Genomic DNA, 25013 nt, shown 5'->3' with positions numbered 1-25013 from the left:
ATCAATAACGATGATTCAAACGTATCCTTAGACCTTGTTCTCCATAGAAACTTGCTAACGGGACTGGGACACAGGCTGTCCTTCCTCTTTCCGCTTTTATTCCCGCTTTACGGATTGATGGCTAGTCGCTACCGTAGGGGTTAACCTAAGCCAAGAGGTCGCCCTCTTGACTCGGCTTCAGAACGGTACGTGAAACTTTCGCTTCATACCGCTCCTCTCCAAACTACGCTGTGTTAACAGCACTTCCCTGCTTAGTTTCCGATTTACGACCTTTCTTGGTTTTCTTTTGGGTTTTCTTTTGACCCTTATTATCCATTTGTCGTTGTCGGTCTTCGGCAGTTTTTTGATGGTGACAATGACGATGGAGTAACTGTAAGTTCTTGTAGTCATCTCTACCCCCTTCAGCTTTGGGGATGATGTGGTCAACTTCTTCTACATCTCCATCCTTAAAGTAAAGTCCACAACGGGTACATTTGCCTTTCTGGCGCTTCATCAGAGTAGCAACCCGTTTTGGTGTGCCAGGATATTCACCCCGACGTTTACTCCAGTACCGCCAGTCTCCATCGTAAGGAGACCTCGTACCCTCGATTTTTATATGTCTTTCAATTGGTGTCCATGCGTGTTTCCACAGTTCGTGCGTACCCGCAACAGGAGAGTTTGGTACATCGGAAGGAGTTGAAAAGACCCATTTTGCGTTTCTCTTTTCTCCATCTAAATTTTTCTCCTTAGTCAAATGAAAGTATCTTTCTTCACACCATTTGAGGGTTTTATTAGGATGACGGCGTTTTGTCCAGCGACGTAATTTGTTATAGACTGAGTTGTCTATGTGTTGGAACGTTTCTTTCGAGCAGACTGTTTTGTGATAGTTGCACCAACCCATGATGATGGGATTAAGTTTATCAATGATTACCTCTTGGGATTTACCTTTCATTGAATCTAATACTTCAACAATCTTTTCGTAATGTGTTTTGATACTCTTGTCGCTAGGTTTAATTATTGTTTTGAATCCGAGTAAATTGCCATTTGTGTTTTTTCCTGAGTGTCTCTTCCCGACCTTATATTGTCGGACGTTCCACCCTAGAAAGTCGAACCCTGCTTTCGTTTCTTCCGTATCATGCAAGGTATGGCAAATTCTCGTCTTGCTCTCGCTTATTTCTAAGCCTAAGCCATGTAACCACTGTTCAATAAGCGTTTTCGCCTGTTGGATGATGGATTTATCCTTGTGGAGAACAACGAAATCATCTGCATACCTGATAAGAGAGATACTTTTAATATTAGTTTGTTTTTTCCCTTTCCAAGTTTCAGTCCATTGTTTTATGTACTCTTCAAGTCCATGCAGGGCGATGTTTGCCAATAGAGGACTTATCACCCCTCCTTGTGGTGTTCCCTCATTTGTTGGAAACCAATCGCCTCTATCCAATACCCCCGATTTCAACCAAGCTCGAATTTGTCGAGCCATAGTCGGGGTTGTATTCAGTTTTTGTAAGAGAACATTGTGATTTATGCGGTCGAAGCATTTTGAAATGTCAGCATCTAAAACCCATTTGGATTTTTGTTTGATAGCCGAATATATTGCTCCGCACGCATCATGGCAAGAACGTCCTGGTCTGAATCCGTATGAGTTAGGCTCGAATTTTGCTTCCCATTCTGGTTCTAAAGCCAATTTGAGAAGTGCTTGCCTCGCACGGTCTTCCATTACTGGAATACCCAAGCCACGTTTTTCTTTGCGACCTGGTTTTGGAATCCAGACCCGTCTTAAGGATTTCCCCTTCCCTGTAAGGGTCAGGTTTTCAGCAAGGCTCAACCGTTGTTTAGGACTTAGGCTTTTCACCCCATCTATCCCTGCGGTATTTTTACCTTGGTTATCCTGCGAAATGCGCCGTACTGCTAAGAGCTTGGCACACCAAGACCGTAACAATAATCTTTGGAGTTTGTGAACTTTAGCCACGTCACCACTTTGAGAAGCTCGATAAATCCGCTTTTGGAGCTTAAACACCCGTATTTCAACCTCCTTCCAGTCAATCTGACTCCACTCCGTCTCTGCCATGAGATTAAACCCAAAGCCTAACCAGAGCATTAAAAAGGTCTTTGTCCGAGCATCACATTTATACCTGATTTGGTTCATAACTTTACTCTACTTTACTTATTATCTTCGTAATCTAAAGTGGATACGTCTGCTTGTCCTTCCTGTTACAGAAGGCGTTTGCTTCTTATCCAATCCCGCCCTCGCTCAACCCAGCAAATGAGCCAGATATTGCATCCCGACAGACTACTTGAGAAATCGACCTTTCCCAAGAGTATGAACGAGGGTTACTTCGTTCCTAATTTCCATTGATTGAGACCTTAGCCCCCTACTCTCCACCGCACAAATTTGGAGATGTGATATAAGCTATACTAAACTTCTATCCTCTTGTGGTGAGCATATTTCGCTCCCTGCGATCAGCCTTTACGCAGGATTGAAATTACGATGGTTCAAACGTAGGTTCGTTGACTAGACGTAGCCTCTTGCTAGGGATTTACCAGATTAGGCTTCCAGCAGTGACCCCATTTAACCCTGCTTCATCCTCAAGTGGTCAACTCTATAGATGAGGGTTACGCTGTCCTCTCACACCCTGAGAGGGATGGACTTGAATTAACGGGTTATACCCTACCTGTTTCTTAGCCGAAGCTCCACAGATTCTCACCAACATGGAAATCAAGTTGTCAAGGTTTAATACCCCGAAGGGTTCTCACCAAGCTCTGGCTTATACTCCGTAGTTCGAGAGAACTACAGCGTTTTCACCAGAAACGAATCGCACAATATGCTTTCAGTTCAGTGCCTGAACGATAGGACTTGGGTTGTTATGGGATTTCCCTTCCAGTGGTCTTAGCCGAGGCTACACTGGTCACTCTCACCTATAAGGTCACAGAGTTGTCATCTGAGAGGGATTAAAGTGCGAACTCTACCTAATCGGTTACCCCTCAGAAGCCAGTCGTCCCCATCACTACGAAAGTGTGTTTAGACTGAACGAATCGCACTCATAGATTGATTTGCTTAGTCTGGTTCTAGCAAGTCCCTTGATGTTGAGTTTTTCATGGGCAATGACATCTCCTTTACTGAGAATCAATTTAATGGTGTTAAAGTGAAAGTCTTTTCTCTGTCTGGCAACTTTTTGATGATGTTTTCCAAGTTGTTTAACTGCTTTCAGATAACGATTACTTCCCTTAACCATAAGATGTACTGAGGAAGAACATCAGCAACTTCTCTCTTACTGTAAACATAAGGGTAGAAGTCAGAATGAAGTAATTAGAGAACAGATCAGAAAGTTATCAATCTCAGGGGTATTGAACCCCCTCGATTGATGGCGATTCATCTAGCGACCAAATCAAAGATTTTGGTCGTAGGATTCTCGCCTATAATGCTAAAACTCAGCAATGTTCAACACTATAAGGAAGCATTACCAGCCCCCAATGACGTGCCACCTAACCGTCGCATTATTGTTCCCGATGAGAGTATCAATCTCTTTGTGGATATGGGATTAGTGCGTCAACCGCGAGTCAAATTACTAGACGAACCAGATCACAAAGGAAACTTAGTGAGTAATCTCTTCGGGGTGGAAGGCTTTCCCTCAGGGGCAATATTTTTAATGAATTGGACAACACGAGGAGAAGTAGAAAAACCGCAAGAGTGGGCGAGTTTTCTCAAGGGAGAACATTACTTAGGCGGTTTGTGGAGTGTTGGATATGGACGAATTGCAATTTCAGAAATCGGAGGTTAAAACAATGGGTGTAGAAGGTTATGATCTTGATAAACGGTAGTGCTGAATAGTAATGATACAATGCTAAAGCAACTTGAAATTACCAAAAAGATTAGTAATGAATTGCCCAAAATGTAACTCTTCCAAATTTGTTAAAAACGGACATACACATTACGGAAAACAGCGTTTTCGGGGCGCAGCACTGTGGTCGACAATTTGTTGATAACCCTTCTCGTCAGCCAATTTCCCAGGAAAAGCGTAATTTAATTGATAAATTACTGAAGGAGCGCTTAGCCTTAGCGGCGATCGCGCGAGTTGCTGAAGTTTCAGAGCGTTGGTTGCAAGACTATGTTAATCAAAAATATTATTTGACTCCTAAAGAAGCTAAAATTACCGAAAAAAAAGAGGAAGGTTAATTCTTGAAATTGATGAAATGTGGTCATTCGTTGGTTCTAAGCGAAATAAAGTATGGATTTGGTTAGCCATTGATAGTTTAACTTGCATAAATTGTCGGTGTTTAAGAAGCGCGATCGCGATCGCGCCGCAGCCCGAAAATTATGGGATTCCTTACCACCAGTAAACCCGTCAATGTGCAACTTGTTACACAGATTTTTGGGAAGCCTATCAAGGAATTTTACCGACTAAGAGACATCAAGCAGTTGGCAAAGAAACTGGTCAAACTAATCATATAGAAAGATTTAATAATACACTTAGACAACCCGGAGCGAAGGTGAGGATTGGTAGATTAGTTAGAAAGAGTCTTTCTTTCTCTAAAAAATTCCAGAATCATTTAGGCGCTATTTGGGACTTTATACATTACTACAAGGCAAGCCTGCAAAATTAATCATTACTATGCAGGACTACCGTTTCCCCGAAACATCCCCCCAACCCTGATAATGCGGATAAATTTGATCTCCATGTCATTATTAAACCCACGCCCACTCAAGAACAAAAAAAACAAGTAGAAAAGCGACTAAAAGAGTTTTTCCAACAGCAAGGAATTGGACGGGGAACTGCTTCGGGGTTTGGTCGTTTAGCTGATATCACTCCCAGAGGTAAATGGGAAATTGAACTCACTGGGATGAAGCCCTGTGTCCAAGCCCATAATCCAAACCATAATCTTATGGGAAAATACCGTTGGAGTCCGCAGGTATTACGGGCAAATTTCCGTAGCTATTTTACTCGTTTAGCTTTGGCTTGGTTATCTCCAGACGCAGCGAAAGGCTTAACTGATAAAATTTTTGGTGGATTTGGTTCTCCAGCCCGTTTAGTCTTAACTAGCTATTTACGCCCTATTGGTCGCAGCTTTCAAAATCAAGGTGATCAGCAAGGATATACTAATATTCCAGCGCGAAATGCCCATTCAGTTTGGAAAATTCCTGTGGATTGCAATGACGAGTTACAGGATTTAATTGGCGATTTATTAGAGTTAAGCAGCCGTTTGGGAGGATTAGGGCCAGGTTGGCGACGACCTCCCCATAAATTAGAGAGTTTCGGTGGCTTTCGTGGCAGTCAGTTTAATTATACACCTGATCAACCCGATATTAGTCACTCGGCTTTGATACAACGGTTATATGATCGAGTCAAAAATGTAGTAGAAATAATGATCGACCTTCATGGTGTGGGCGTTCTAATCATCGTCCTTCTGGCTATGCGGTGCGCCAATATGAAGATCATTGTTTGGTGACTGTCTTTGATCCTGAAGTGGAAGCAACCTTACATAGTGAGGAGTTTCGCTGTATTTGGCAGGTTAGTCAAGTGAGAAACGGCAATTGATCCACTCTTGTATGAGAATCGTTCTCAGTTTGGGCGATCGCCTCGGGAAATCGCTGTAATGCTGATTTTTCCGTTGACCCGCTCGGTCGCCTACTATCAGGGAGTTTTAGCAATTTTAACGATTTTTATTTCATGGCAAATAAATTATTTCGCACCCCCCCTCGGAAACTAGGGTTGAAATCCAGTGACAGTGGGGGCTAATATAGGAAGGGTCACGATCCTCTTCGGAGGAAAAAGGAACTGAAGCACTAATTAAACCCCTGCGTCTGTGGATTATGCGGGGGCGACTTTTCCAAAATGGAATTATATTAAGTTCAGATAATGGGTGTTGGGTTTCGCTTCCCTCGTTTCAGTGACCAGTGACCAGTAATCAGTGACCAGTAATCAGTGAACAAATAACAAATAACGAATAACGAATAACGAATAACGAATAACGAATATTGGTGTTGGGTTTCGCTTCCCTCCACCCAACCTACGTTTTACAGCGATCGGTGATTGGTGTTGGGTTTCCCTCTACTCCACAAGAGCCTACTTGTTATTATTAATTGAGGGAATCTGGTGTTAAACTTCCGTTTAGGAAACTTTGGGGAAAGAAGTGATTTTGGCTCGGTTTTGGATGGCTTTTTTATAATTGGGGCTTGAGTCAAGAAAACTGAAAGTATTACCAAATAAGGATTTGAGGCGATTCAGTTCAGATAAAAATGCAAGTTCATTGATTGTTCAATCGTCACGCATATTGCATGCAAGCCTCTTGCCTCTTGCCTCTTGCCTCTTGCCTCTTGCCTCTTGCCTTACTTAACCAACCAATGGACTTTTTCAGTAAACCCTAATTGGGATTCAGCTTGATGGCTAGATCATAGCTTTTTCGTGCTTTTTGATATTGATTAAGTTTGCTATATGCTACGCCTTGATTGTTGTAAGCGATCGCGAAATTGGGCTCGATTTCAAGGGCTACTTTATAGTTTTCGATCGCGCTGTCATAGTCTTCCAAATCTACAAATAAATTCCCACGATGATTATAAGCAGGGGCTAAATGGGGTTTAAGATCGATCGCTTGATTGCAATCTTTTAGGGCGCACTGATATTGTTCGAGTTGACGATAAGCGATACTGCGGTGATAATAATCTTCGGCTTTTCCCTGACATAAACTAAAGGCGTTTGTGTAGTCATTAATTGCTTTTTCATATTCTCCATTTTTGCGATAAGCCAGTGCGCGACGGGTATAGCTAAAATAGGAGTGGGGATAAAATTCTAGGGCTTTTGTGTAGTGCGCGATCGCCCTTTTCCAATGGCGCGACTCAAAATGACGATTTCCTTTAGTTTTCCATTCCTCATAACCAAGATCAAAAGTATGAATATTTAAGTGTCCTCGAATTGTGCCATAGTCTTCTACAGGAAAATGTGTTTTAATATAGTTACTGATTGCCACAGCCTCTGGAATCGCCCCAGCCGCTAAAATAGATAAATTGAGTTCTCCTGAAGTTTGAAAGAGTTGCTTTTCAATCTGGTGATGAAATCGATCGAGCAATCCTTGTTCTGACAATTGCGCTAAAATTTTCTCGGTCATCTGCACATAATGAGGATAATAAGCAAGCCAATATGAGGCTTGAATTTGCTCATCATCGTAGTTAACTATGACTCTTATTGATGTTTGATAAGAAGCTCGTAATTTGCGAACGCTTGGCTGTAAAGACTGAAGATATTGAGCAAATTCAGGAGAAGTAATTTCACCATCCCAGACATGATTAGAAAGAACAGACAAAAGATGACTATAAAGATTTTTCATGGTAATATTTCTAGAACGTCTAAATTCATATCTACGCAGTGGTGTAATCAATTATGCAGGGTTAAGCCGAAACGTTTTTGCTCTTTTTCTTCAGCATCGATCGCAAGTGCTTGATTTGTTGGCGCTTACGACGAGCATTTTTAGGAGTTTTCTGCGCTTTCTTTTGTTGACCGTCTCGTTTCCATTGGGGTTGTGGGCTACGTGGTATCTCCTGTGGTTGGAATCTCTATTACCATGATTCACGCTTATTTCTGGTTTTGTGTTAGCATTTCATGCGATTGAGGAAAACGCGATCGAGACTCCCACCCGATCGCGCCAGAAATGGAGTGTTCATCATGGTTTTAATCCTTAATTTGAAAGAACGGTAGGGTGGGCTTTGCCCACCCTACTAAGTGAGATGACTTGACTGGCTAGGAGTCCTGCGGCTTGGTCTCCAAATTGAATTAACGGGTTAGACCCTACCTGTTTCTTAGCTAATACTCCACAGGCTCTCACCAACATGGAAATCAAGTTGTCAAGGTTCTGTACCCCGAAGGGTTTCAAGGAAGCTCTGGCTTATACTCCAGATTTCGTGGGAACTAAGCGCGATTTCACTAGAAACGAATCGCACTTACTCTTCACTAACGGGTAACACCTGATCGATTACATCCAAGTTTCCTTCTGATTGCACTGTCCACACATCATAACTGCCAACGGTGTCGCCATATTCGTTAAATTCAATGTCGCCGCTTGCGCCTTGGTAGTTAATTTCTTCTCCATTACGAATCAACTCCATCGCTTCACAAGGATCAGACACTTCCGTGCCAGGGGTGTTCGCAACGTCACGATAGTTATCTTTAATTCCAGTTCCTGAGTTTTCTCCAGCTTGTTGAGCCGCTAACATCATAATTACCGCAGCATCCCAAGTGTGAGGAACAAACGCTGTTACTTCTCCTCCCACTTCCTCTTCCCATTTTTGGGTGAGGTTATCTAAGGCGACACCACTGGCACCTGGCACTGTTCCCAATGCGCCGTTGATAATTGATTGTCCATCAGGGGTTTGACCAACATCATTAACGAATTCTTCCGAATAAACGCCGTCGGTGAGAAGTTCGGTGACACCTTCGCTTAAACCTTGTTGATAGGCGGCTCGCATTAATAAACTGCCAGTTTCCGCATATAACACCCCTAAAACGGCATCGGGATCGTTGCCAAACGCCGCAGCGGCTTCACTGTCAAGGGTGCTGGCTTTGGGATCATAACGCACAGGATCATTTTCATTGACCACTGTTCCCCCTAGTTCCTTAAAGGATTTGACAAATTCTTGCTCAAAACCAACGCCATAATCGTTGTTGATGACGACGGTAGCCACTTGATCGAAGCCTCGATCGGTAGCCAGTTTTGCTAAAGCTCGTGCTTGGAAGGTATCAGGAGGAGCAGTTCGCGCCCAAAACCCTTGAAAATCTCCCTGTTTTGCCCGTTCAGTGAAGACCGGGCTGGTGCTTCCTGATGATATCTGCATCACTTCATTTCTAACGGCAATGTCAATGGTTGCCCCAGAAACACTACTGGCAAATGCACCCACAACACCAGCGACATTATCCACATCCACCAGTTTAGACATAGCGGCAGCTCCTGCGTTGGGATCAGTTTGGCTATCTTCTTGGATGAGAGTAACGGGTTCACCATTCACCCCACCGCAAGCGTTAATCGTATCCACAGCCAGACGCACTGCCTTTGGCATATTTTGACCGACGGATGATAAGTCACCTGTTGTCGGGTACAAACTCCCGATTTTTAAACCCCCAGAAGCACTTTCTGTGTTTCCAGTGCCATTGGTGGTGTCGGTTTGGGTTTCACAGGCTGTGATTAAGCCAGCAGTAAGAGCAAATACTGCAAAAGATGTTTTTAGGTAGGATCGATTACTTTTCTTCATGGTTTTTCCTGAAAAATCACTTGATTTAAACAGATTTTAGCAGTATCCACTGAGAATGAATAGTTCTTGAGGAACTTCATATTTTGTATTGTGAAACATTTCCCTTTTCCAATTCATCGGTTACGATTAATGCTGAAGGGGTTTCTCATGGAGGCTATTATGGATGCGGTAAGTCTTTCACCAAAAGAAATTAAAGAATTAACACCAGAAGCGATCGATCAGTTGGCGGAACGTCTGGAAAAGGATGACTACAATAGTCCTTTTGAAGCGTTACAAGATTGGCATCTCTTGCGTGCGATTTCGTTTCATAACTGGGAGTTGGTTGAACCTTATCAATATCTCCTTGATGTGGAAGCGTTTGATGAAGCCTGATGACGGAAGGGAAAAATGTCTTAATTGCCATTGGCGGTGGGATTGCGGCTTACAAGGTGTGTCAGTTGATTTCTCATTCTCATCAGGCTGGTTTATCAGTGCGGGTAATGCTCACAGAAGCAGCGCAAAAGTTTATTACACCTTTGACGGTTAGCACTCTCAGCCGCCATCACGCTTACACGGATTCTGATTTCTGGAATAATTCTGCTCGTCCTTTACATATTGATTTAGGGGAATGGGCAGATTTATTAATTATTGCGCCACTTACCGCCAATACGTTGGGAAAGTTGGTTTATGGGTTGGCTGATAATTTACTGACAAATACGGTTCTCGCTTCCCGTTGTCCAGTTTTACTTGCGCCAGCGATGAATACGGAAATGTGGGAACAGTCTTCTGTTCAACGCAATTGGGAGATGATTTCCCAAGATAACCGCTATCATACCATTGAACCGACTGGTGGCTTACTCGCTTGCGATCGCGCGGGAAAAGGACGCATGGCAACTCCAGAACAATTGCTTTCTACAGCGCAATCTCTCCTTTACACCAAAGGAAAACGGGATTTTCTCGGTAAACAATTGTTGGTGAATGGTGGGGGAACACAAGAATATCTCGATCCAGTGCGCTTTCTCGGTAATCCCGCAACGGGGAAAATGGGGAGCGCGATCGCACAAGCGGGTATTGATCGTGGCGCAAATGTGATTTTGGTTCAGGGTGGAACAACACAAGCAATGATTCCGTTTTCTCCGCAATTGCGTCTGATTTCTGTCGTCAGTGCGGAGGAAATGTTAGAGGCGATGTTGGCTTCCTTTCCTGATGCTGATTATACGATTTTGGCGGCGGCGGTGGCGGATGTGAAACCCGCGCCTTATTCCCCTGAGAAGTTGCCGAAACAAAAGCTCCCCGATCGGTTATCGTTGGTGAATGTCCCCGATATTGCTGCGACTTTGGGACAACAGAAACGATCGCAACAGATTTTAGTAGGGTTTGCAGCACAAACTGGGGATTTTGTCAAGCCTGCAAAAGAAAAAATGCTCCGAAAAAACTTAGATTATATTGTAGCGAATCCCATTGATCGATCGGAAGGGGGATTTGGCAGCGACAACAATCAGGCTGTCATTTTGAGACAAGATGGCTGGGAAACAACAATTCCGTTATGTCGTAAATTACAATTGGCGCATTACATTTTAGATAGTTTACTGTTGTTGCCCCCAACCCCCAATTCTGGGGGCTTTCATTAACCAATTTTTTACTATAGTCGTTCTAAATGTTATTTCCGTTTCTAAAAAGTTGAGTTACAGTTGATCCCCCTTCAACAGTTGATCGAAATGGTACGATTGGTGTTGGGTTTCGCTTCGATTCACAAGGGCCTACGTTTTATAGCTGACGCAAATTATTATTAACTTTAAAAATGCCATGAGTGAAACTGTTTCTAAAAGCCCAATAAAACCTTTAATGAGAGCGCGATCGGTGCTAACAAATAATACCGCACTCTATATTTATAAACGATCGTTTCAGGCGCTTTTAACTTTATTTCTTGCCTCAATTTTAAGTTTTACAATCATTCAATTCGCCCCTGGTGACTACCTAGATACCTTGCGCCAAAGTCCGCAAATTTCACCAGAAACGATCGCTGATCTCGAACAACGTTTTGGTTTAGATCAACCCGTTTTTTTACAATACTGGTATTGGTTAGGCGGTATTATCACTCGCTTTGATTTTGGTACAAGTTTCGTTTATTCTCGTCCGGTTGCTGATTTAATTTTAGAGCGAATTCCAGCAACTTTGCTGTTAACAATTACTTCCATTTTTTTTACTTGGATCATTGCCATTCCTTTAGGAATTGTGGGAGCAATTAAACAAAATCAACGCCTCGATCGAGGGTTGCGAGTGATTAGCTATCTCGGACAAGGTTTCCCCAGTCTCATTACCGCGCTTTTTCTCTTATTTATTGCTCAAGCCACTTCGCCACTGTTTCCAGTGGGAGGAATGACCAGTATTAATTATAATAACTTCTCACTATTGGGGAAAATTCTTGATATTGGCTGGCATTTAATTTTACCGACAATTGCTTTAAGTATAACGGGATTTGCTGGTTTACAACGGATTACACGGGGAGAATTATTAGATGTTTTACGTCAAGATTATATTCAAACCGCACGGGCAAAAGGTTTACCCGAAAATCGAGTGATTTATGTTCACGCCCTCCGTAATGCGATTAATCCTCTGATTACGTTACTCGGATTTGAATTTGCAAACTTACTTAGTGGTGCATTTATTGCGGAATTTTTCTTTAATTGGCCAGGGTTAGGACGATTGATTTTACAAGCGGTTTTAGCACAAGATTTATATTTAGTAATGGCAAGTTTAATGATGGGAGCGTTAATGTTAATTATCGGTAATTTGTTAGCAGATTTACTGTTACAACAAGTTGATCCGAGAATTAAATTAGGAGATTAGGCACGATTGCGCGGCGAGGGCGATCGCACGAGGTAAGATCGCATACTCTTGGGTTTGGATTCGTTGATGTAAGGTGGCTTCGGTATCATCTGCTAAAATTGGTACGGCTGCCTGCATCAAAATCGGACCACTATCCACCTCTAAACGCACTAGATGCACGGTACAGCCTGCAATTTTCACCTCGGCAGCCAACGCTTGTTTAACGCCATCTATCCCCTTAAAACTGGGTAATAAACTAGGATGAATGTTGATCAGCCGATCGGGAAACGCATTAATCAAAACAGGAGTCACCACACGCATCCATCCCGCCATCACTATCCAATGAACCTGATAGGCTTTCAGAGTTTCCACTAACACCTCGTCAAACGCTTCTCGATGGGAATAGTCACGATGATTACAAAATACAGTGGGAATCCCTAACGCTTCGGCTTTTTCCTTGACTTTTGCCTGAGCTTTATTGTAAATCACGACCTTGATCTCGGCGTTGAGTTTTCCCTCACGAATCGCGTTAGCAACAGCAACAAAATTACTCCCTTTCCCTGAAGCCATTACTCCCAGCGCGATCGGAGTTGGTAAACTTAAATCAGACCAAGACACATCAGGGGAAATAATAACGGAATCTGTCAAAACCACCTCTCCTCAAATCAAATCGCCCCTTAAAAATAGCACAGACAATGTGAATCGAAAAAAAACATTCGTCGGTACAATGGACAAAAGAAAATCAACTTTAATTGCATCGAAAAGCTAATGTCAGAACCGACGATCGAATCGATTTTACAAGAAAAACGTTTATTTACACCACCTTCAGAATTTTCTCAACAAGCAGTAATCAAAAGTCAACAAGAGTATCAAGCCCTTTACGAGAAGGCAAAAAGCAACCCTGAACAGTTTTGGGCTGAGTTAGCAGAAACCGAACTACACTGGTTTGAAAAGTGGAATCAGGTTTTAGATTGGAATCCTCCCTTTGCGAAATGGTTTGTGGGCGGGAAGTTAAATATTGCTTATAATTGTCTCGATCGACATCTCACCACGTGGCGCAAAAATAAAGCGGCTTTAATCTGGGAGGGGGAACCTGGAGACTCTCGCACTTATACTTATGCCCAGTTGCATCGGGAAGTTTGTCTGATGGCAAACGTTTTAAAACAATTAGGGGTGCAAAAAGGCGATCGGGTGGCGATTTATCTGCCGATGATTCCCGAAGCTGCGATCGCAATGTTAGCCTGTGCGAGAATTGGCGCACCACACAGCGTTGTTTTTGGTGGCTTTAGTGCTGAGGCTTTAAAAACCCGTTTAGTGGATGCAGACGCGAAAGTAGTGATCACTGCCGATGGTGGATTTCGTAAGGATAAGATTGTTTCCCTGAAACCCGAAGTAGATCAAGCACTTGCCAATAATGGCGCCCCGAACGTTAAAAATGTTTTAGTGGTTCAACGCACTGAAGAAAAAGTCCACATTGAACCAGGACGCGATCACTGGTGGCATGATCTCAAAGCAGGGGTTGCCGCCCACTGTCCAGCAGAAGTAATGGACAGTGAAGATATGTTATTTATCCTCTACACTTCTGGAACGACAGGAAAACCGAAAGGGGTTGTTCACACCACTGGAGGCTATAATCTTTATACTCACACTACCTTGAAATGGGCGTTTGATCTCAAGGATACCGATGTTTATTGGTGTACGGCTGATGTGGGTTGGATTACGGGACACAGTTATATTGTTTATGGTCCATTGTCCAACGGCGCAACGACACTGATGTATGAAGGCGCGCCGCGTCCATCTAATCCTGGCTGTATGTGGGATGTAGTGGAAAAATACGGCGTGACCATCTTCTACACCGCACCAACCGCGATTCGATCGTTCATTAAAATGGGAGAACATTATCCCAATGCACGAGATTTGTCTTCATTACGATTATTGGGAACAGTAGGCGAACCAATTAACCCAGAGGCTTGGATGTGGTATCACCGCATTATTGGACGGGAAAAGTGTCCCATTGTTGATACCTGGTGGCAAACGGAAACGGGTGGGTTTATGATTACACCGTTGCCAGGGGCGATTCCCACGAAACCTGGATCAGCGACGTTACCTTTTCCTGGGATTTTAGCGGATGTGGTGGATTTAGATGGCAATCCCGTTAAGGCAAATGAAGGGGGTTATTTGGTGGTTAAGTATCCTTGGCCAGGGATGATGCGAACCGTTTACGGCGATCCCGATCGATTCCGTCGTACTTATTGGGAACATATTGCGCCCCAAGATGGACAGTATTTTTATTTTGCTGGTGATGGCGCAAGAAAGGATGATGATGGCTATCTTTGGGTGATGGGTCGCGTTGATGATGTGATTAATGTCGCAGGACATCGGTTAGGCACAATGGAAGTAGAATCAGCTTTAGTTTCTCATCCTGCGGTTGCGGAAGCGGCTGTGGTAGGACGAAAAGATGAGGTGAAGGGATCAGAAGTGTTTGCGTTTGTTTCTCTCGAAGGAGACTATGAAGGAACAGAGGCTTTAAGCCAAGAGTTGAAACAGCACGTTGCACACGAAATCGGCGCGATCGCGCGACCTGGAGAGATTCGCTTTACCGATGCTCTCCCGAAAACTCGATCGGGGAAAATCATGCGCCGTCTCTTGCGGAATCTCGCCTCTGGAGAAGATGTTGCTGGAGACACATCAACGTTAGAAGATCGCAGTGTTTTAGATAAACTACGCAGTAGCGGAGAATAAAGATCAGATGGGTTGGGTAAAGTAAGGTCGTAACCCAACCTATGATCTATAGCGCTACGCGCTAGGCAAGAGGCAAGAGGCAAGAGGCAAAAGGCAAGAGGCAAGAGGCAAGAGGCAAAAGGCAAAAGGCAAGAGGCAAAAGGCAAGAGGCAAAAGGCAAGAGGCAAAAGGCAAGAGGCAAGAGGGGAGATGGGGGAGAAAAATCACTCCCTTGTCTCCCTTGTCTCCCTTGTCTCCCTTGCACTTTTTTGAGGGGTTAAGAGCCTTAAAGCCTCATTGGGTAAAGGTTTCAGTTTTATTCAGGAAACCCTACCTAATGACAAATTTTGTTGGGTTTCGCGTGGAGACGCTCCATGGAACGTCTCTACCCAACCTACTTATGATCTGATCACTGGTTAAGGGCGAACCAGTGAACGGCGTTGGACAGTGTTTAATGCTTCTACTAATCCTCGAACCGTTGCGATCATTGCGATTTCATCATCCAATTGGTTGATCGCCGAACCGACACCAACGCCAGACGCACCCGCCGCGATCGCCATCGGAACAGTTACCTGAGATAAACCAGACGCGCACAACACGGGAACTGATACCGCTTCGGAAATTGTCGCCGCCGCCGCTAAGGTGGGAGTTGCTTTCTCAATTAACCCGATCGCGCCACTATGATGAGGCTCACTACTGGTTCCCCCTTCCGTTTGGATGATATCGGTCCCCATTGCCACTAAACGGCTTGCTAATTCCACTTGTTCATCTAAGGCTAGAATATGGGGAACTGTCACCGAAAGCGTAACATCAGGGAGTAGCTGACGAGTTTGTTCAGTTAATGCTAAGACTTCTTCTGCTTCAAACCGTCGCCCTTGAGCATAAAAGGTGTCAAAATTACCAATTTCAATCAAATCCGCACCTGCTTTGACACAAGTAACAAATGCTTCTGGTTCAACCGCAGAAACACAAATCGGAAGCTGCGTTCGTTGTTTCGCCATTTTTACTAACTCCGCATCCGCAGCGATATCCAGAAAGGTTGCTCCGCCGACCGTCGCCGCGTTGATGATTTTTGCAACTTGAGCGCGATCGAAGTTATTTAAGCCACTAATTACTTTCAGCACTTCTTGACGTTGAAATGCTCTTGCTAAATTTTGCTCCATAGTCATGGGTTCATTTTCCTTCAATATTCCTATGATTCTGGAGGCATTATAGCGGATTACCATGATTGGTGTTGGGTTTCATCTTCTCCACCCAACCTACAAGTCGGTTGGGTTTCGTCTCCTTCACCCAACCTACAAGTCGGTTGGGTTTCGTCTCCTTCACCCAACCGACAAGTCAAAAAGGTGCTGGAGGGCGATCGAGCTACTTTCGCTCATTTGTCCATAACTAAAAATATAGGGAACAGAAGAAGGAAGATAATCTTCCAACCAACCGAACACATAAGGACTACCATAAACCACGATTCCTTGCACACATCCCTCGGTTAATAACTTTTGCAGCAAGGCTTTTGTTGCTTCATTTAGCCCCGCTTCTCCTCGAAATGGATTTCCCCTCGTAAACAGTTGGATTAGCGTCAGTGGAGAATTAGAAGGGGGTTCTGGAAACACCTGCGCTTGTCCGAGTAATTGCAACTCATAGCCCATTTTTTGAGGCACGGCGATCGCGCTGTGTGCTTCGTTGAGAAAGTCACAAGCTAATAAATCATCCACAATCACTAAATTCCGACAGGGAGTCTCTGGAATCGACAGCGTTCGAGCATTTTTCAGCCGCAAAGAACCCCTTAAAACCTCTCCCGTGGTATTCTCAGCCGTTGGACTCGCTAACTCGGTCAAGAAATCCCCTTTTTCCGCCTTGATCACCTTCTCTTTTGCTTCCCAAATGCGAGCCACTGAAGCCACGATCCGTTGGGGAGAAATACGACCTTGATTGACCGCATCCAGAATCGCTTCGATCGCCACTTGCGGATCATGGGGCATTAAAATTATATCTGCACCCGCCTCGATCGCCAACACGGGAAGTGACGCGGGAGAAGCCACTTCATCCAGCGCCCCCATAATCAACGCATCCGTTACAATCAACCCCTGAAAATCCAGATTCAACCGTAACTGTTGCGTCAAAACCGTTGAAGAAAGCGTCGCGGGTAAAGCGTCATCCCAACAAGACACCAGCAGATGAGCGCTCATTACCGCATCCACTCCCAAACTAATCGCCCGTTGAAACGGAGGAATCTCCACCGCCTCTAAACGTTCGACACCCATCTCCAACACGGGTAACGACAAATGGGAATCGATCGCCGTATCTCCATGTCCAGGAAAATGTTTCGCTGTTGTCAGCACCCCATAATCCTTCGTTCCCTCAATAAACGCCGCGCTTAACTCACAGACAATCTCAGGGGTTTCCCCAAACGATCGCACATTGATCACAGGATTATGCGGATTATTATTAACATCAACCACTGGCGCAAACAACCAATTAATCCCCAACGCCTGCGCGTCTTTTGCAGTGATCGCCCCGATCGTCCTCGCGTATTCCTTCCCTTGATTTAAATCAGTTTTTGCCACTTCTCCCAACGCCATAGGCGGTGGAAACCAACTCGCCCCTGCAAATCGTTGTCCCACTCCTTCTTCGATATCCGCCGCGATGAAAAGGGGAATCTCTGTCCAACGGTTTAATTCACTGGTGCGTTGAGAGATTTCTGCAGCACTCCCTCCCAACAAAATTACGCCCCCAATTTTCCAGTTTTGCACCCAGTCTTGTAACTGATCTTGAGTGGGTTCCCACTGTGGGAAACGAATTTGCTGATCAAATAAATGACCAGAAGCGCGAACCACAATCATCTGGGCAATTTGTTCGGAGAGAGAGAGTTCGGTGTAATCTGGGAGAGAAGACATTAGTTTTCCGTTTCCTCCCCTTGATTTTCTTCCTCATCTGTCCGTTTCGCACTGAGTTGATTAATTAAAGATAACGTTCGATCGCCCAATTCCAAAGACATATCCTCATGGAACACTACCTCTGGCGTGCGACGCAACCGAATCCGTCTTCCTAACTCACGGCGCACATAAGCAGTGGAAGAGTGTAAACCAGCCATTGTTTCCGCTTTTGCCTCTTGTGTCCCATAAATGCTGACAAAAATTTTAGCGTGTTGAAGATCATTGGACACATTCACCGCCGTTACACTTACCATTCCCGCACCGACGCGATCGTCTTTAATCCCACTAATCAGCATTTGACTCACTTCTTGTTGAATCAGGGAAGCTACCCTTGCTACACGGCGACTGGTTGCCATTTGTTTCCTCCGAGCAAAATTCACCTCTCCCATGTTAAAGGGAAAATGATCATTCTTGTTGCTTTGATTTCTTCTCTCGTCGCTCAAAAAGGGATATAGCAATCCCAAATCATTTGTAAAAAATTGATTTATGAAAGCCCCCAGTATTGGGGGTTTGGGGGCAGAACAATTGCTATACATGAGAATTATCCCCACAAGAATTGCTACTTCTCAAATGTAAACCGAAATATTATTTCATTGAGAAATGCTTAACATTTTTGGCTTCTACTTCCCTCATTAACTACAATAAAAAAAATAAGGGAAAAGTAATCCCGCAATTATATTTTTCCTCAGAACAAATACTTAATTAAAGGTGATAACCATGAAACTAATGAAAATGATGAATGAGCTTAACTCCTTTTTTGCTGAAGCCATTGCTCGGATTTTTTCTCCCAATCAAGACGCTTATCCTAACGTCGGAGTTCAACCCTATTCTGGCGATCCGATCGAAGCGCAAGTTGAGCTTAAGTGGTAAATTTAACCCCTGCTTTTATCTATAAAAACTTTAGTTAGCCTGCTACACTCAGCAGGCTTAATTTGCATGATTACTGTAACAGGAAAAATTGAAAAAAAAGACATCGGAATTGGCACTTGGGCTTTAGTAACCGATGAAGGAATTACCTACGAATTAAGAAACCCACCATCAGACTTAAAACAACCGCAACAGCGAGTAAAAGTTACTGGTACAATCAGAAATGATGTGATGAGTCTTGCTATGATCGGGGAAATTTTAGAAGTTAATTCCTTTGAAATAAATTAGTCATTAGTCATTAGTCATTAGTCATTAGTCATTAGTCATTGGAAAACAAAGAACAAAGGACAAAGGACAAAGGACAAAAATGTAGGTTGGGTGGAGAGAAGCGAAACCCAACATAAACAACATAAAATATAAGCACTTAAAAGCCTAAATCAACTGCTACCCGATGAGCGCAAGCAAACCCCGAAAAAGCAACAGCATTTAAACCTTGTCCTGGAAAGGTACTATCACCCACACAATATAATCCAGGAATCGCAGTTTGATTAAAAGGCATTCCTAATAATCCCATTAATTTCTTCTGGGGAATCGGCCCATAAGTGCCATCCTCTCTTCCCAAAAAACGGCGATGGGTGCGTGGGGTTCCCACTTCTTGATAGTCTAAAGCATCTTCTAAACCTGGAAAGATTTTCTCTAAACGTTGGACAATTTTCGCGGCTGCTTGTTCCTTTTTCTCGTGATAGTCTTGAGGGGATAATCCCTGCCAATCTTCAATCCAATGAGGCGTAAAAGCATGGAAAATATGACAATTGGGTGGGGCTAAACTGGGGTCTAATAATGTCGGAATAGACAGGAAAATTGTTCCCTCTGGTTCTTCCATTTGTTCCCAATTTTCTAAAAGGATATGATGACAATCTGTATCGGGAGAAATAACATCAGATTTCACCCCTAAATGCAAACTTAAAAAGCTCGGAGATTTTTGATAACGTTCTTGCCATTTCTGTTCTTTTTTCGGTAAAGTTTGATCAGGAAGGAGTTTCTCAAACGTATCCCAACGAGTGGCATTAGAAATAATTCGTTTCCCTCGGTATTCTCTCCCGTCTGCTAAACGTACCCCAACCGCTTTGTTATTCTCTAAAATAATTTCTTTGACTCTTGCTTTATATTCAATTGTGCCGCCTTTTTTCTCTAATCCTTCTACTAATTTTTGGGCGATTTGTCCCACGCCTCCTTTCGGATAATTGATTCCCCCATAATGTCGATCGGAAAATACCATTCCTGCATTAATCATCGGGGTTTTTTCCGCAGGAACAACCGACCAACAATAACATTCAATATCAATAAATTTTAGCAAGTTTCGATCGCGAATGTAGCGTCTTGCAATGTCACCAACATTCTGAGGTAAATACTTAACTAAACCTAAACAAGCTAACGGATGTTGAAAAAAGACTCTCGTTAAATATCGGGGTTCTTCTAAAGATAATAATTCCATCGCATTGAGACAGTTAAAAACCCGCCAGCATTCATCATAAAACTTGCGGATTCCTTCTGCTTCATGGGGAAATTGGCAGATTAATTCTTGAATAAATTTATCGTAATCTCGATGAACTTTGACTTCTAATTGATCAGGGAGATGATAATCAATTTGAACGGGATCAGGAATGGTTTCTAGAGAGGTTTCTACCGCTTCTAAAGCACGAGTTAATAAATTAGTTGTTCCTTGTGAACCAAAACCGAAGATCATAGAAGCGCCAACATCAAAACGATAGCCTTGACGTTCAAAATAACCCGCGCTTCCTCCTGGAATGATATATCGTTCTAAAACTAAAACTTTTGCGCCTTTGGCGGCGAGTTGTGTCGCGGTTACTAAGCCGCCAATTCCAGAACCGATCATGATCGCGTCGTATAATTCACAGTCTGTATCCGCCGAACGCTGGTAACGAGAAACTGTAGTCATTTCCTCTCTTTTTCTGTTTTCTAGCTTGCTTGTCTCTTCCAGTTTAATCGGTTCTGGGGCTTCCTAGCTTAACGTTGCTTTGAGTTATAGCGTTTCTTACGTCTGTTGAAGTACAAACTGAGTCAGTGGATGTTATTTGTTATTCGTTATTCGTTATTCGTTATTTGGCAATTCGTCAAATAATAAGTAACCAAAAACCCCAATCGAGAATCTAACCCAAGAAGCGTGAAAACTGCTATAGCCGATCTTACGATTAAGAAACTGATCGATGTTGGGTTACACCCAACCTACATTCCGATTCTGATTCAGTTATAGTAGCAAAGGTTCTATTGTTGCTTGTACTTCATCAATCAAACTCTCTGGTACTGACTCAATAAATCTTACTCCGCGAGCTTTCCAGTCCAAACATTTCACCTGATCCGCCAAGATTACTCCTTGAATCATTAATTGTGAGGGGAGAATAATCTCAAATGGATACCCTTTCTGTTTTTTTGTAATTGGCATAAACAAAGCTAAACTGGTTCGTTGATTGTAAAGATAAGGAGAAGCAACAAAAGCAGGTCGATGACCTTGCTGTTCATGCCCCTTTGTCGGATTGAAATTTAAATAAACCAAATCCCCACGACGGGGAATATATTGATTATTCTCTGTCACCACACTTCATTCCCCACAGATGTTCCTGTATCTACTTCATTATGAAGATTTTCCGATGTAATGCCTGATGTTAATTCTTCCAGAGAATAATGCTTGCGCTGTCTAGGTTTGATGACAAGATTTCCATCTACTACATCAAAGTTGACCTTTGTTCCTTCAGCTAAGGTTATTTGTTGTGCTAAGTGTTGCGGAATCCGAATCACAAGACTGTTACCCCATTTCGCCACAGTTCCTTTCATCTAGACCTCCATCCCGTTTTTGTAAAATCATTATTTCCTTTTTTCAGGATATCGTGAACAGATGAAGATCGAAGCGCAAAAAAAAAGAGATGGGGTCGGACTTACCCCACCTGCTTCTTGCTTCTTAACGAGAGGAGAACACTGTGTTTAACTATAGCCTTATTGAAATAGATTGTCAACACAATTCAGAATTATTTTCAATAAACTTTTATAAAGGCGGTGAGATTGACAATTGGCAAGGAATCCTGAACAATAACTTATGGTAGATTGCTCGGTGCTTTGCATAAACAGCGAACGATCGACGATCATCAATACAGAAATTCTTAATTTTCTTTCATGAGTTTTCAACTGCGCGTTTACGTTCCCGATCATCCGCTAATTAAACACTGGTTAGCAGTGGCGCGAGATCAAAATACTCCCAATGCTTTGTTTAAAACGGCAATGACAGAATTGGGACGTTGGCTAACTTATGAGGCTTCTCGTCACTGGTTGGTAACAACAGAAACCGAAGTAGAAACGCCGTTAGCCCCCTGTGCGGCGACGATGATTAACCCCCAAGTTCCCATTGCGGTTGTTCCCATTTTACGCGCAGGATTGGCTTTGTTAGATGGGGCGCAAACCTTACTTCCTCTCTCCTCGGTGTATCATTTAGGCTTGGTTCGGAATGAAGAAACCCTCGAAGCCAGTTGCTACTTAAACAAGTTACCAGACACAATAGATTCAGAAACGCGAGTTTTGATTTTAGAGCCGATGTTGGCAACTGGTGGGTCGATTATGCTGGCGTTAGAGGAGTTGACTCGTCGCGGGGTGAATCCTGAGTTATTACGGATTATTTCTGTGGTCGCTGCGCCACCCGCCTTAAAACAGATTGGTGAGACTTATCCGCAATTGAGAATTTATAGCGCTTTTGTGGATGAAGAATTGAACGATCAAGGGTTTATTGTCCCTGGTTTAGGGGATGCTGGCGATCGAGCGTTTGGGACTTAAATTAAGGTTGAAAACATGACAGAACGAGATGGATTTGGAAGCGGATTTTTAGTCGGAACAGTAGTGGGAAGTATTATCGGCGGTGTCGTTGGCGCGATCGTTGCGTCGCGTCAAAACCAAAACACTTCTCCAGAAACCCATTCCCTATCAGAGGATGAGGAGGGGATGGAAACTGCTCGTCGGAGCTTAGAAGATAAAATCAGTCAACTGAATCTTGCCATTGATGATGTTCGTCAACAACTAGGGGAAACGGGTCAAAATCCAACCCAAGACTGATTCCCTGAGAGTGAAGACTGCCAAGGTTGATGGTGTTATAATTTGTAACAGCAATAACGGAATGTTAAAGTAACCATCGAAAACAAAGATAAGTCTGCGTTACAATAGCTTTTCCGAAATCAAGAATTATACGCCCGAAAATTACAATGATTCCCCTAGTATTCGCCCTTTTAGTTGGATTAGTTGCTGTTTACTTTTACTTCAACACCCAAGAAGAAATGTTGAAAATTGCAGCCGCCTCTATCGCTGTTGTTTGTGTTCTCTCTGGCTTGTGGTTCGCTCCCTTACTGGTTAAGGTGTTAGTGGTTTTAGCCCCTTTCGTGGGAGCAAAACTGCAATAGTGACCGCTTACTGCTCTTTTTTCAGTTGCACTTGCAACCATTGGATTTCATTTTCAATTGTCTGAGTGTACCGATCGCAAGCCGTCGCGAAATAGTAATCGTCAGGTTGAGGTTTACACCGTTGTTCTTCTAAACGGGTTTGACAAACCTCTAAACGATGTTCAATTAGTTTAATTCTCTGTTGCGAGTGCAGATGATTAAAGAACACAAACTTAATCATAAAGCGCGATCGCGCATTAACCCAACTTTCTTGGGGATGCTCCAACATCTTTTCTAAAAACCGCGCTCTCCCTTTTTCCGTAATTGTATAAATTTTTCGTTTTCCTCCCGCTTCTCCTTCACTAAAAGAGAGTTGGAGGAAATTTTGCTTTTCTAAACGTTTCAGTAAGGGATAAATTGCACCGTAATTAACACTAATACAACCACTAATAAACCGCTCCAACTGTTGTTTCAGTTTATAACCATGTAAAGGTTCTTTTTGTAGCAGTCCGAGGGTTGCAAGTTCTAACATAGATATATCAGTCTGTTATAGTAAAAGAAATTTTATTTTTATTTAAACATTCAGACCAAGGCAGTGATCTCCCTCTTTCTTGGGAAAGAAGCCAAGACGCACCAACCAATCTAAAGTTAAAGACAACAATTAAACCAGCGTGAGTAAGAATTATGTCACAAGTGGCAGATGAAAACAAAGAAAGCTCGGATCGCGAAAGCGCCCAACCTCAGAGGAAGTGGAATCAAGGAGCGATCGCGCTCTTGGGAATCATGGTGATAGTCGGTGGCGGAATTTGGGGAACTCGTCAGATATTCACCTCTCAACCCACCCCTCCCGCAGCCGCCCAACAACGAGGATCACAAGCAACGCCAGTACAACTCAAAGAACTGCAAGCTCGTACTCTTGTTAACAGTTCTCAATATGTAGGTAACTTGGAAGCAAAAGAGCGAGTGATCTTACGACCAGAAGCTGCGGGACGGGTGAGCCAAATTTTAGTAGAATCGGGCGATCGCGTGCAAGTGGGGACTCCCATTGTGCAGTTAAGCCCCGATCGAAGTCAAGCCGAAGTTGACCGCGCTCAAGCGGATGTGGAAGAAGCGCGATCGGCAGTACAGACGGCTCGATCGGAACTCGCATCCAGAGAAGCTGAGGTGAAAGATGCCAGAGCAGAAATCAACTTACAACAAGAAGAATATCGGCGGACGAAATTTTTAGTCGAAGAAGGAGCGCAAGCAGAACAGGAACTCGATCGCGCCCAGCGTAACCTTGAATCCGCTCGATCGCAACTGGAATCAGCACAAAAGCAAGTGGAAGCCGCTCAATCCCGTTTAGAAGAGGAAAGAGCCGCCCTCAGAAGCGCGCAAGCGCAAGTAGCAGTCATTGAAGAAGACTTGCAAGATACTCGCGTTTTATCTCCAATTAGTGGAACAATTGGCGATTTTGAAATTGAACTTGGGGAATATTTAGCAGCAGGAGACGCGATCACTGCAATTAGTCAAAACAACGTTTTAGAAGTTAATTTGCGGGTTCCGATCGAACAAGCCGATCGACTGCAAAAAGGGCTTACCGTAGAAATCATTAACCCCAACAGCGATCAACCATTGCTGACTGGACAAATTAGTTTCATTGCGCCACAAGTGGATATGGGAGCGCAATCCGTCCTTGCTAAAGCCACGTTACCGAACCGCAATGGCAAACTCAAAGATGATCAATTGGTAAGAGCAAGAGTGATTTGGGACAAACAAAGTGGGGTCTTAATGCCAACCACTGCGGTTTCCCGTTTAGGGGGACAAACCTTTGCCTTTGTCGCCCAACAATCAGAAGAAACCGATCAACTGGTCGCCAGACAAAGACAGGTACAACTGGGAGAAATTCAAGGCAATAGTTATCAAGTGCTATCTGGTTTAGAACCGGGCGATCGGTTAATCAGTTCTGGGATTCTCAACCTTTCCGACGGCGCACCGATTATGCCTCAAGAAGACAGTGACCAGTGACCAGTGACCAATGTAGAGACGTTCCAT

At 43.5% G+C, this 25013-nt stretch carries 25 protein-coding genes and 2 pseudogenes; 14 read left to right on the top strand and 13 right to left on the bottom strand.

The window, feature by feature from the left end; translation table 11 throughout:
• Positions 1–223 precede the first annotated feature (223 nt).
• Complete coding sequence (gene ltrA / locus DACSA_RS05210; protein ID WP_015228746.1) at positions 224–2125, bottom strand: group II intron reverse transcriptase/maturase; 1902 nt, start codon at positions 2123–2125, stop codon at positions 224–226.
• 892 nt (positions 2126–3017) lie between these two features.
• Positions 3018–3206, bottom strand: a pseudogene (locus DACSA_RS23010) (RNA-guided endonuclease TnpB family protein); the annotation flags it as partial.
• 192 nt (positions 3207–3398) lie between these two features.
• On the opposite strand from DACSA_RS23010, the gene DACSA_RS05200 reads away from it, so the two are divergent.
• From DACSA_RS05200 to DACSA_RS05190, 4 genes and pseudogenes are all read left to right on the top strand, one after another.
• Complete coding sequence (locus DACSA_RS05200; protein ID WP_051017282.1) at positions 3399–3758, top strand: RAMP superfamily CRISPR-associated protein; 360 nt, start codon at positions 3399–3401, stop codon at positions 3756–3758.
• A 97-nt stretch (positions 3759–3855) separates the two neighbouring features.
• Positions 3856–3960: an IS1/IS1595 family N-terminal zinc-binding domain-containing protein gene (locus DACSA_RS23005; protein WP_456297636.1), complete on the top strand. Its 105-nt coding sequence runs from the start codon at positions 3856–3858 to the stop codon at positions 3958–3960.
• 192 nt (positions 3961–4152) lie between these two features.
• A pseudogene (locus DACSA_RS22035) lies at positions 4153–4581 on the top strand (IS1 family transposase).
• 279 nt (positions 4582–4860) lie between these two features.
• The gene (locus tag DACSA_RS05190; protein WP_198007638.1) at positions 4861–5424 is read left to right on the top strand and encodes a hypothetical protein; all 564 of its coding nucleotides are present in this window, start codon (positions 4861–4863) and stop codon (positions 5422–5424) included.
• Between the two features lie 403 nt (positions 5425–5827).
• On the opposite strand, the gene DACSA_RS21320 is transcribed toward DACSA_RS05190, so the two are convergent.
• The 3 genes from DACSA_RS21320 to DACSA_RS05180 form a co-directional block, all read right to left on the bottom strand.
• Entirely contained in the window at positions 5828–5980 is a 153-nt protein-coding gene (locus tag DACSA_RS21320) for a hypothetical protein (RefSeq protein WP_198007637.1), read from the bottom strand.
• Positions 5981–6339: 359 nt separating this feature from the next.
• Positions 6340–7299, bottom strand: coding sequence for a tetratricopeptide repeat protein (locus DACSA_RS05185; RefSeq protein WP_015228745.1), 960 nt, complete (start codon positions 7297–7299; stop codon positions 6340–6342).
• Between the two features lie 610 nt (positions 7300–7909).
• Positions 7910–9214, bottom strand: a complete 1305-nt coding sequence (locus DACSA_RS05180; protein WP_015228744.1) for an ABC transporter substrate-binding protein — start codon at positions 9212–9214, stop codon at positions 7910–7912.
• Between the two features lie 159 nt (positions 9215–9373).
• On the opposite strand from DACSA_RS05180, the gene isiD reads away from it, so the two are divergent.
• The 3 genes from isiD (at position 9374) to DACSA_RS05165 (ending at position 12043) form a co-directional block, all read left to right on the top strand.
• Positions 9374–9586, top strand: coding sequence for a protein IsiD (isiD, locus tag DACSA_RS05175; protein WP_015228743.1), 213 nt, complete (start codon positions 9374–9376; stop codon positions 9584–9586).
• Positions 9586–10824 carry a bifunctional phosphopantothenoylcysteine decarboxylase/phosphopantothenate--cysteine ligase CoaBC gene (gene coaBC / locus DACSA_RS05170; protein WP_015228742.1) on the top strand — a complete coding sequence of 413 codons (1239 nt, stop codon included), beginning with the start codon at positions 9586–9588 and terminating at the stop codon, positions 10822–10824. The genes isiD and coaBC overlap by 1 nt, the downstream gene beginning before the upstream one ends.
• A 175-nt stretch (positions 10825–10999) precedes the next feature.
• Positions 11000–12043, top strand: a complete 1044-nt coding sequence (locus DACSA_RS05165) for an ABC transporter permease (RefSeq protein WP_015228741.1) — start codon at positions 11000–11002, stop codon at positions 12041–12043.
• On the opposite strand, the gene purN is transcribed toward DACSA_RS05165, so the two are convergent.
• Positions 12032–12670, bottom strand: a complete 639-nt coding sequence (purN, locus tag DACSA_RS05160) for a phosphoribosylglycinamide formyltransferase (protein ID WP_015228740.1) — start codon at positions 12668–12670, stop codon at positions 12032–12034. The two genes, DACSA_RS05165 and purN, sit on opposite strands and share 12 nt — an antisense overlap.
• A 120-nt stretch (positions 12671–12790) precedes the next feature.
• Between purN and acs the strand changes: the two genes are divergently transcribed.
• On the top strand, positions 12791–14764 hold the full coding sequence (acs, locus tag DACSA_RS05155; RefSeq protein WP_015228739.1) for an acetate--CoA ligase: 1974 nt from the start codon (positions 12791–12793) through the stop codon (positions 14762–14764).
• Positions 14765–15159: 395 nt separating this feature from the next.
• On the opposite strand, the gene DACSA_RS05150 is transcribed toward acs, so the two are convergent.
• From DACSA_RS05150 to rbfA, 3 genes are all read right to left on the bottom strand, one after another.
• Positions 15160–15912 carry a DUF561 domain-containing protein gene (locus DACSA_RS05150; protein ID WP_015228738.1) on the bottom strand — a complete coding sequence of 251 codons (753 nt, stop codon included), beginning with the start codon at positions 15910–15912 and terminating at the stop codon, positions 15160–15162.
• A gap of 153 nt (positions 15913–16065) precedes the next feature.
• The gene (locus tag DACSA_RS05145) at positions 16066–17637 is read right to left on the bottom strand and encodes a glycoside hydrolase family 3 N-terminal domain-containing protein (RefSeq protein WP_015228737.1); all 1572 of its coding nucleotides are present in this window, start codon (positions 17635–17637) and stop codon (positions 16066–16068) included.
• Positions 17637–18032, bottom strand: a complete 396-nt coding sequence (rbfA, locus tag DACSA_RS05140) for a 30S ribosome-binding factor RbfA (protein ID WP_041235696.1) — start codon at positions 18030–18032, stop codon at positions 17637–17639. Before rbfA ends, DACSA_RS05145 begins: the two co-directional genes overlap by 1 nt.
• 361 nt (positions 18033–18393) lie before the next feature.
• On the opposite strand from rbfA, the gene DACSA_RS21315 reads away from it, so the two are divergent.
• On the top strand, positions 18394–18546 hold the full coding sequence (locus tag DACSA_RS21315) for a hypothetical protein (RefSeq protein ID WP_015228735.1): 153 nt from the start codon (positions 18394–18396) through the stop codon (positions 18544–18546).
• 66 nt (positions 18547–18612) lie between these two features.
• Positions 18613–18831, top strand: a complete 219-nt coding sequence (locus DACSA_RS05135; RefSeq protein ID WP_015228734.1) for a DUF5818 domain-containing protein — start codon at positions 18613–18615, stop codon at positions 18829–18831.
• Positions 18832–18967: 136 nt separating this feature from the next.
• Here DACSA_RS05135 and crtH read toward each other — a convergent pair whose 3' ends face one another.
• The 3 genes from crtH to DACSA_RS05120 form a co-directional block, all read right to left on the bottom strand.
• The gene (gene crtH, locus DACSA_RS05130) at positions 18968–20503 is read right to left on the bottom strand and encodes a carotenoid isomerase (protein ID WP_015228733.1); all 1536 of its coding nucleotides are present in this window, start codon (positions 20501–20503) and stop codon (positions 18968–18970) included.
• Positions 20504–20812: 309 nt separating this feature from the next.
• Positions 20813–21160 (bottom strand): endoribonuclease MazF, encoded by a 348-nt coding sequence (gene mazF, locus DACSA_RS05125; protein ID WP_015228732.1) that lies wholly within the window; start codon positions 21158–21160, stop codon positions 20813–20815.
• Positions 21154–21396, bottom strand: coding sequence for an AbrB/MazE/SpoVT family DNA-binding domain-containing protein (locus DACSA_RS05120; RefSeq protein ID WP_015228731.1), 243 nt, complete (start codon positions 21394–21396; stop codon positions 21154–21156). Before DACSA_RS05120 ends, mazF begins: the two co-directional genes overlap by 7 nt.
• Before the next feature lie 336 nt (positions 21397–21732).
• On the opposite strand from DACSA_RS05120, the gene upp reads away from it, so the two are divergent.
• From upp to DACSA_RS05105, 3 genes are all read left to right on the top strand, one after another.
• A complete protein-coding gene (upp, locus tag DACSA_RS05115) occupies positions 21733–22383 on the top strand; it encodes a uracil phosphoribosyltransferase (RefSeq protein WP_015228730.1) in 651 nt (216 codons plus the stop codon).
• A 15-nt stretch (positions 22384–22398) separates the two neighbouring features.
• Entirely contained in the window at positions 22399–22659 is a 261-nt protein-coding gene (locus DACSA_RS05110) for a hypothetical protein (RefSeq protein WP_015228729.1), read from the top strand.
• Positions 22660–22805: 146 nt separating this feature from the next.
• Complete coding sequence (locus DACSA_RS05105; protein ID WP_015228728.1) at positions 22806–23000, top strand: hypothetical protein; 195 nt, start codon at positions 22806–22808, stop codon at positions 22998–23000.
• Between the two features lie 7 nt (positions 23001–23007).
• Here the strand turns inward: DACSA_RS05105 and DACSA_RS05100 are convergent, their stop codons facing one another.
• Positions 23008–23511: a PadR family transcriptional regulator gene (locus DACSA_RS05100; protein ID WP_015228727.1), complete on the bottom strand. Its 504-nt coding sequence runs from the start codon at positions 23509–23511 to the stop codon at positions 23008–23010.
• A gap of 152 nt (positions 23512–23663) precedes the next feature.
• Between DACSA_RS05100 and DACSA_RS05095 the strand changes: the two genes are divergently transcribed.
• Positions 23664–24986, top strand: coding sequence for an efflux RND transporter periplasmic adaptor subunit (locus DACSA_RS05095; RefSeq protein WP_015228726.1), 1323 nt, complete (start codon positions 23664–23666; stop codon positions 24984–24986).
• The last annotated feature ends 27 nt before the right edge of the window (positions 24987–25013 follow it).

This window comes from Dactylococcopsis salina PCC 8305 (assembly GCF_000317615.1).
Lineage (GTDB): Bacteria > Cyanobacteriota > Cyanobacteriia > Cyanobacteriales > Rubidibacteraceae > Halothece > Halothece salina.
The sequence above is the reverse complement of the archived record's forward strand: the minus strand, read 5'-3'. Positions and strand labels throughout refer to the sequence as shown.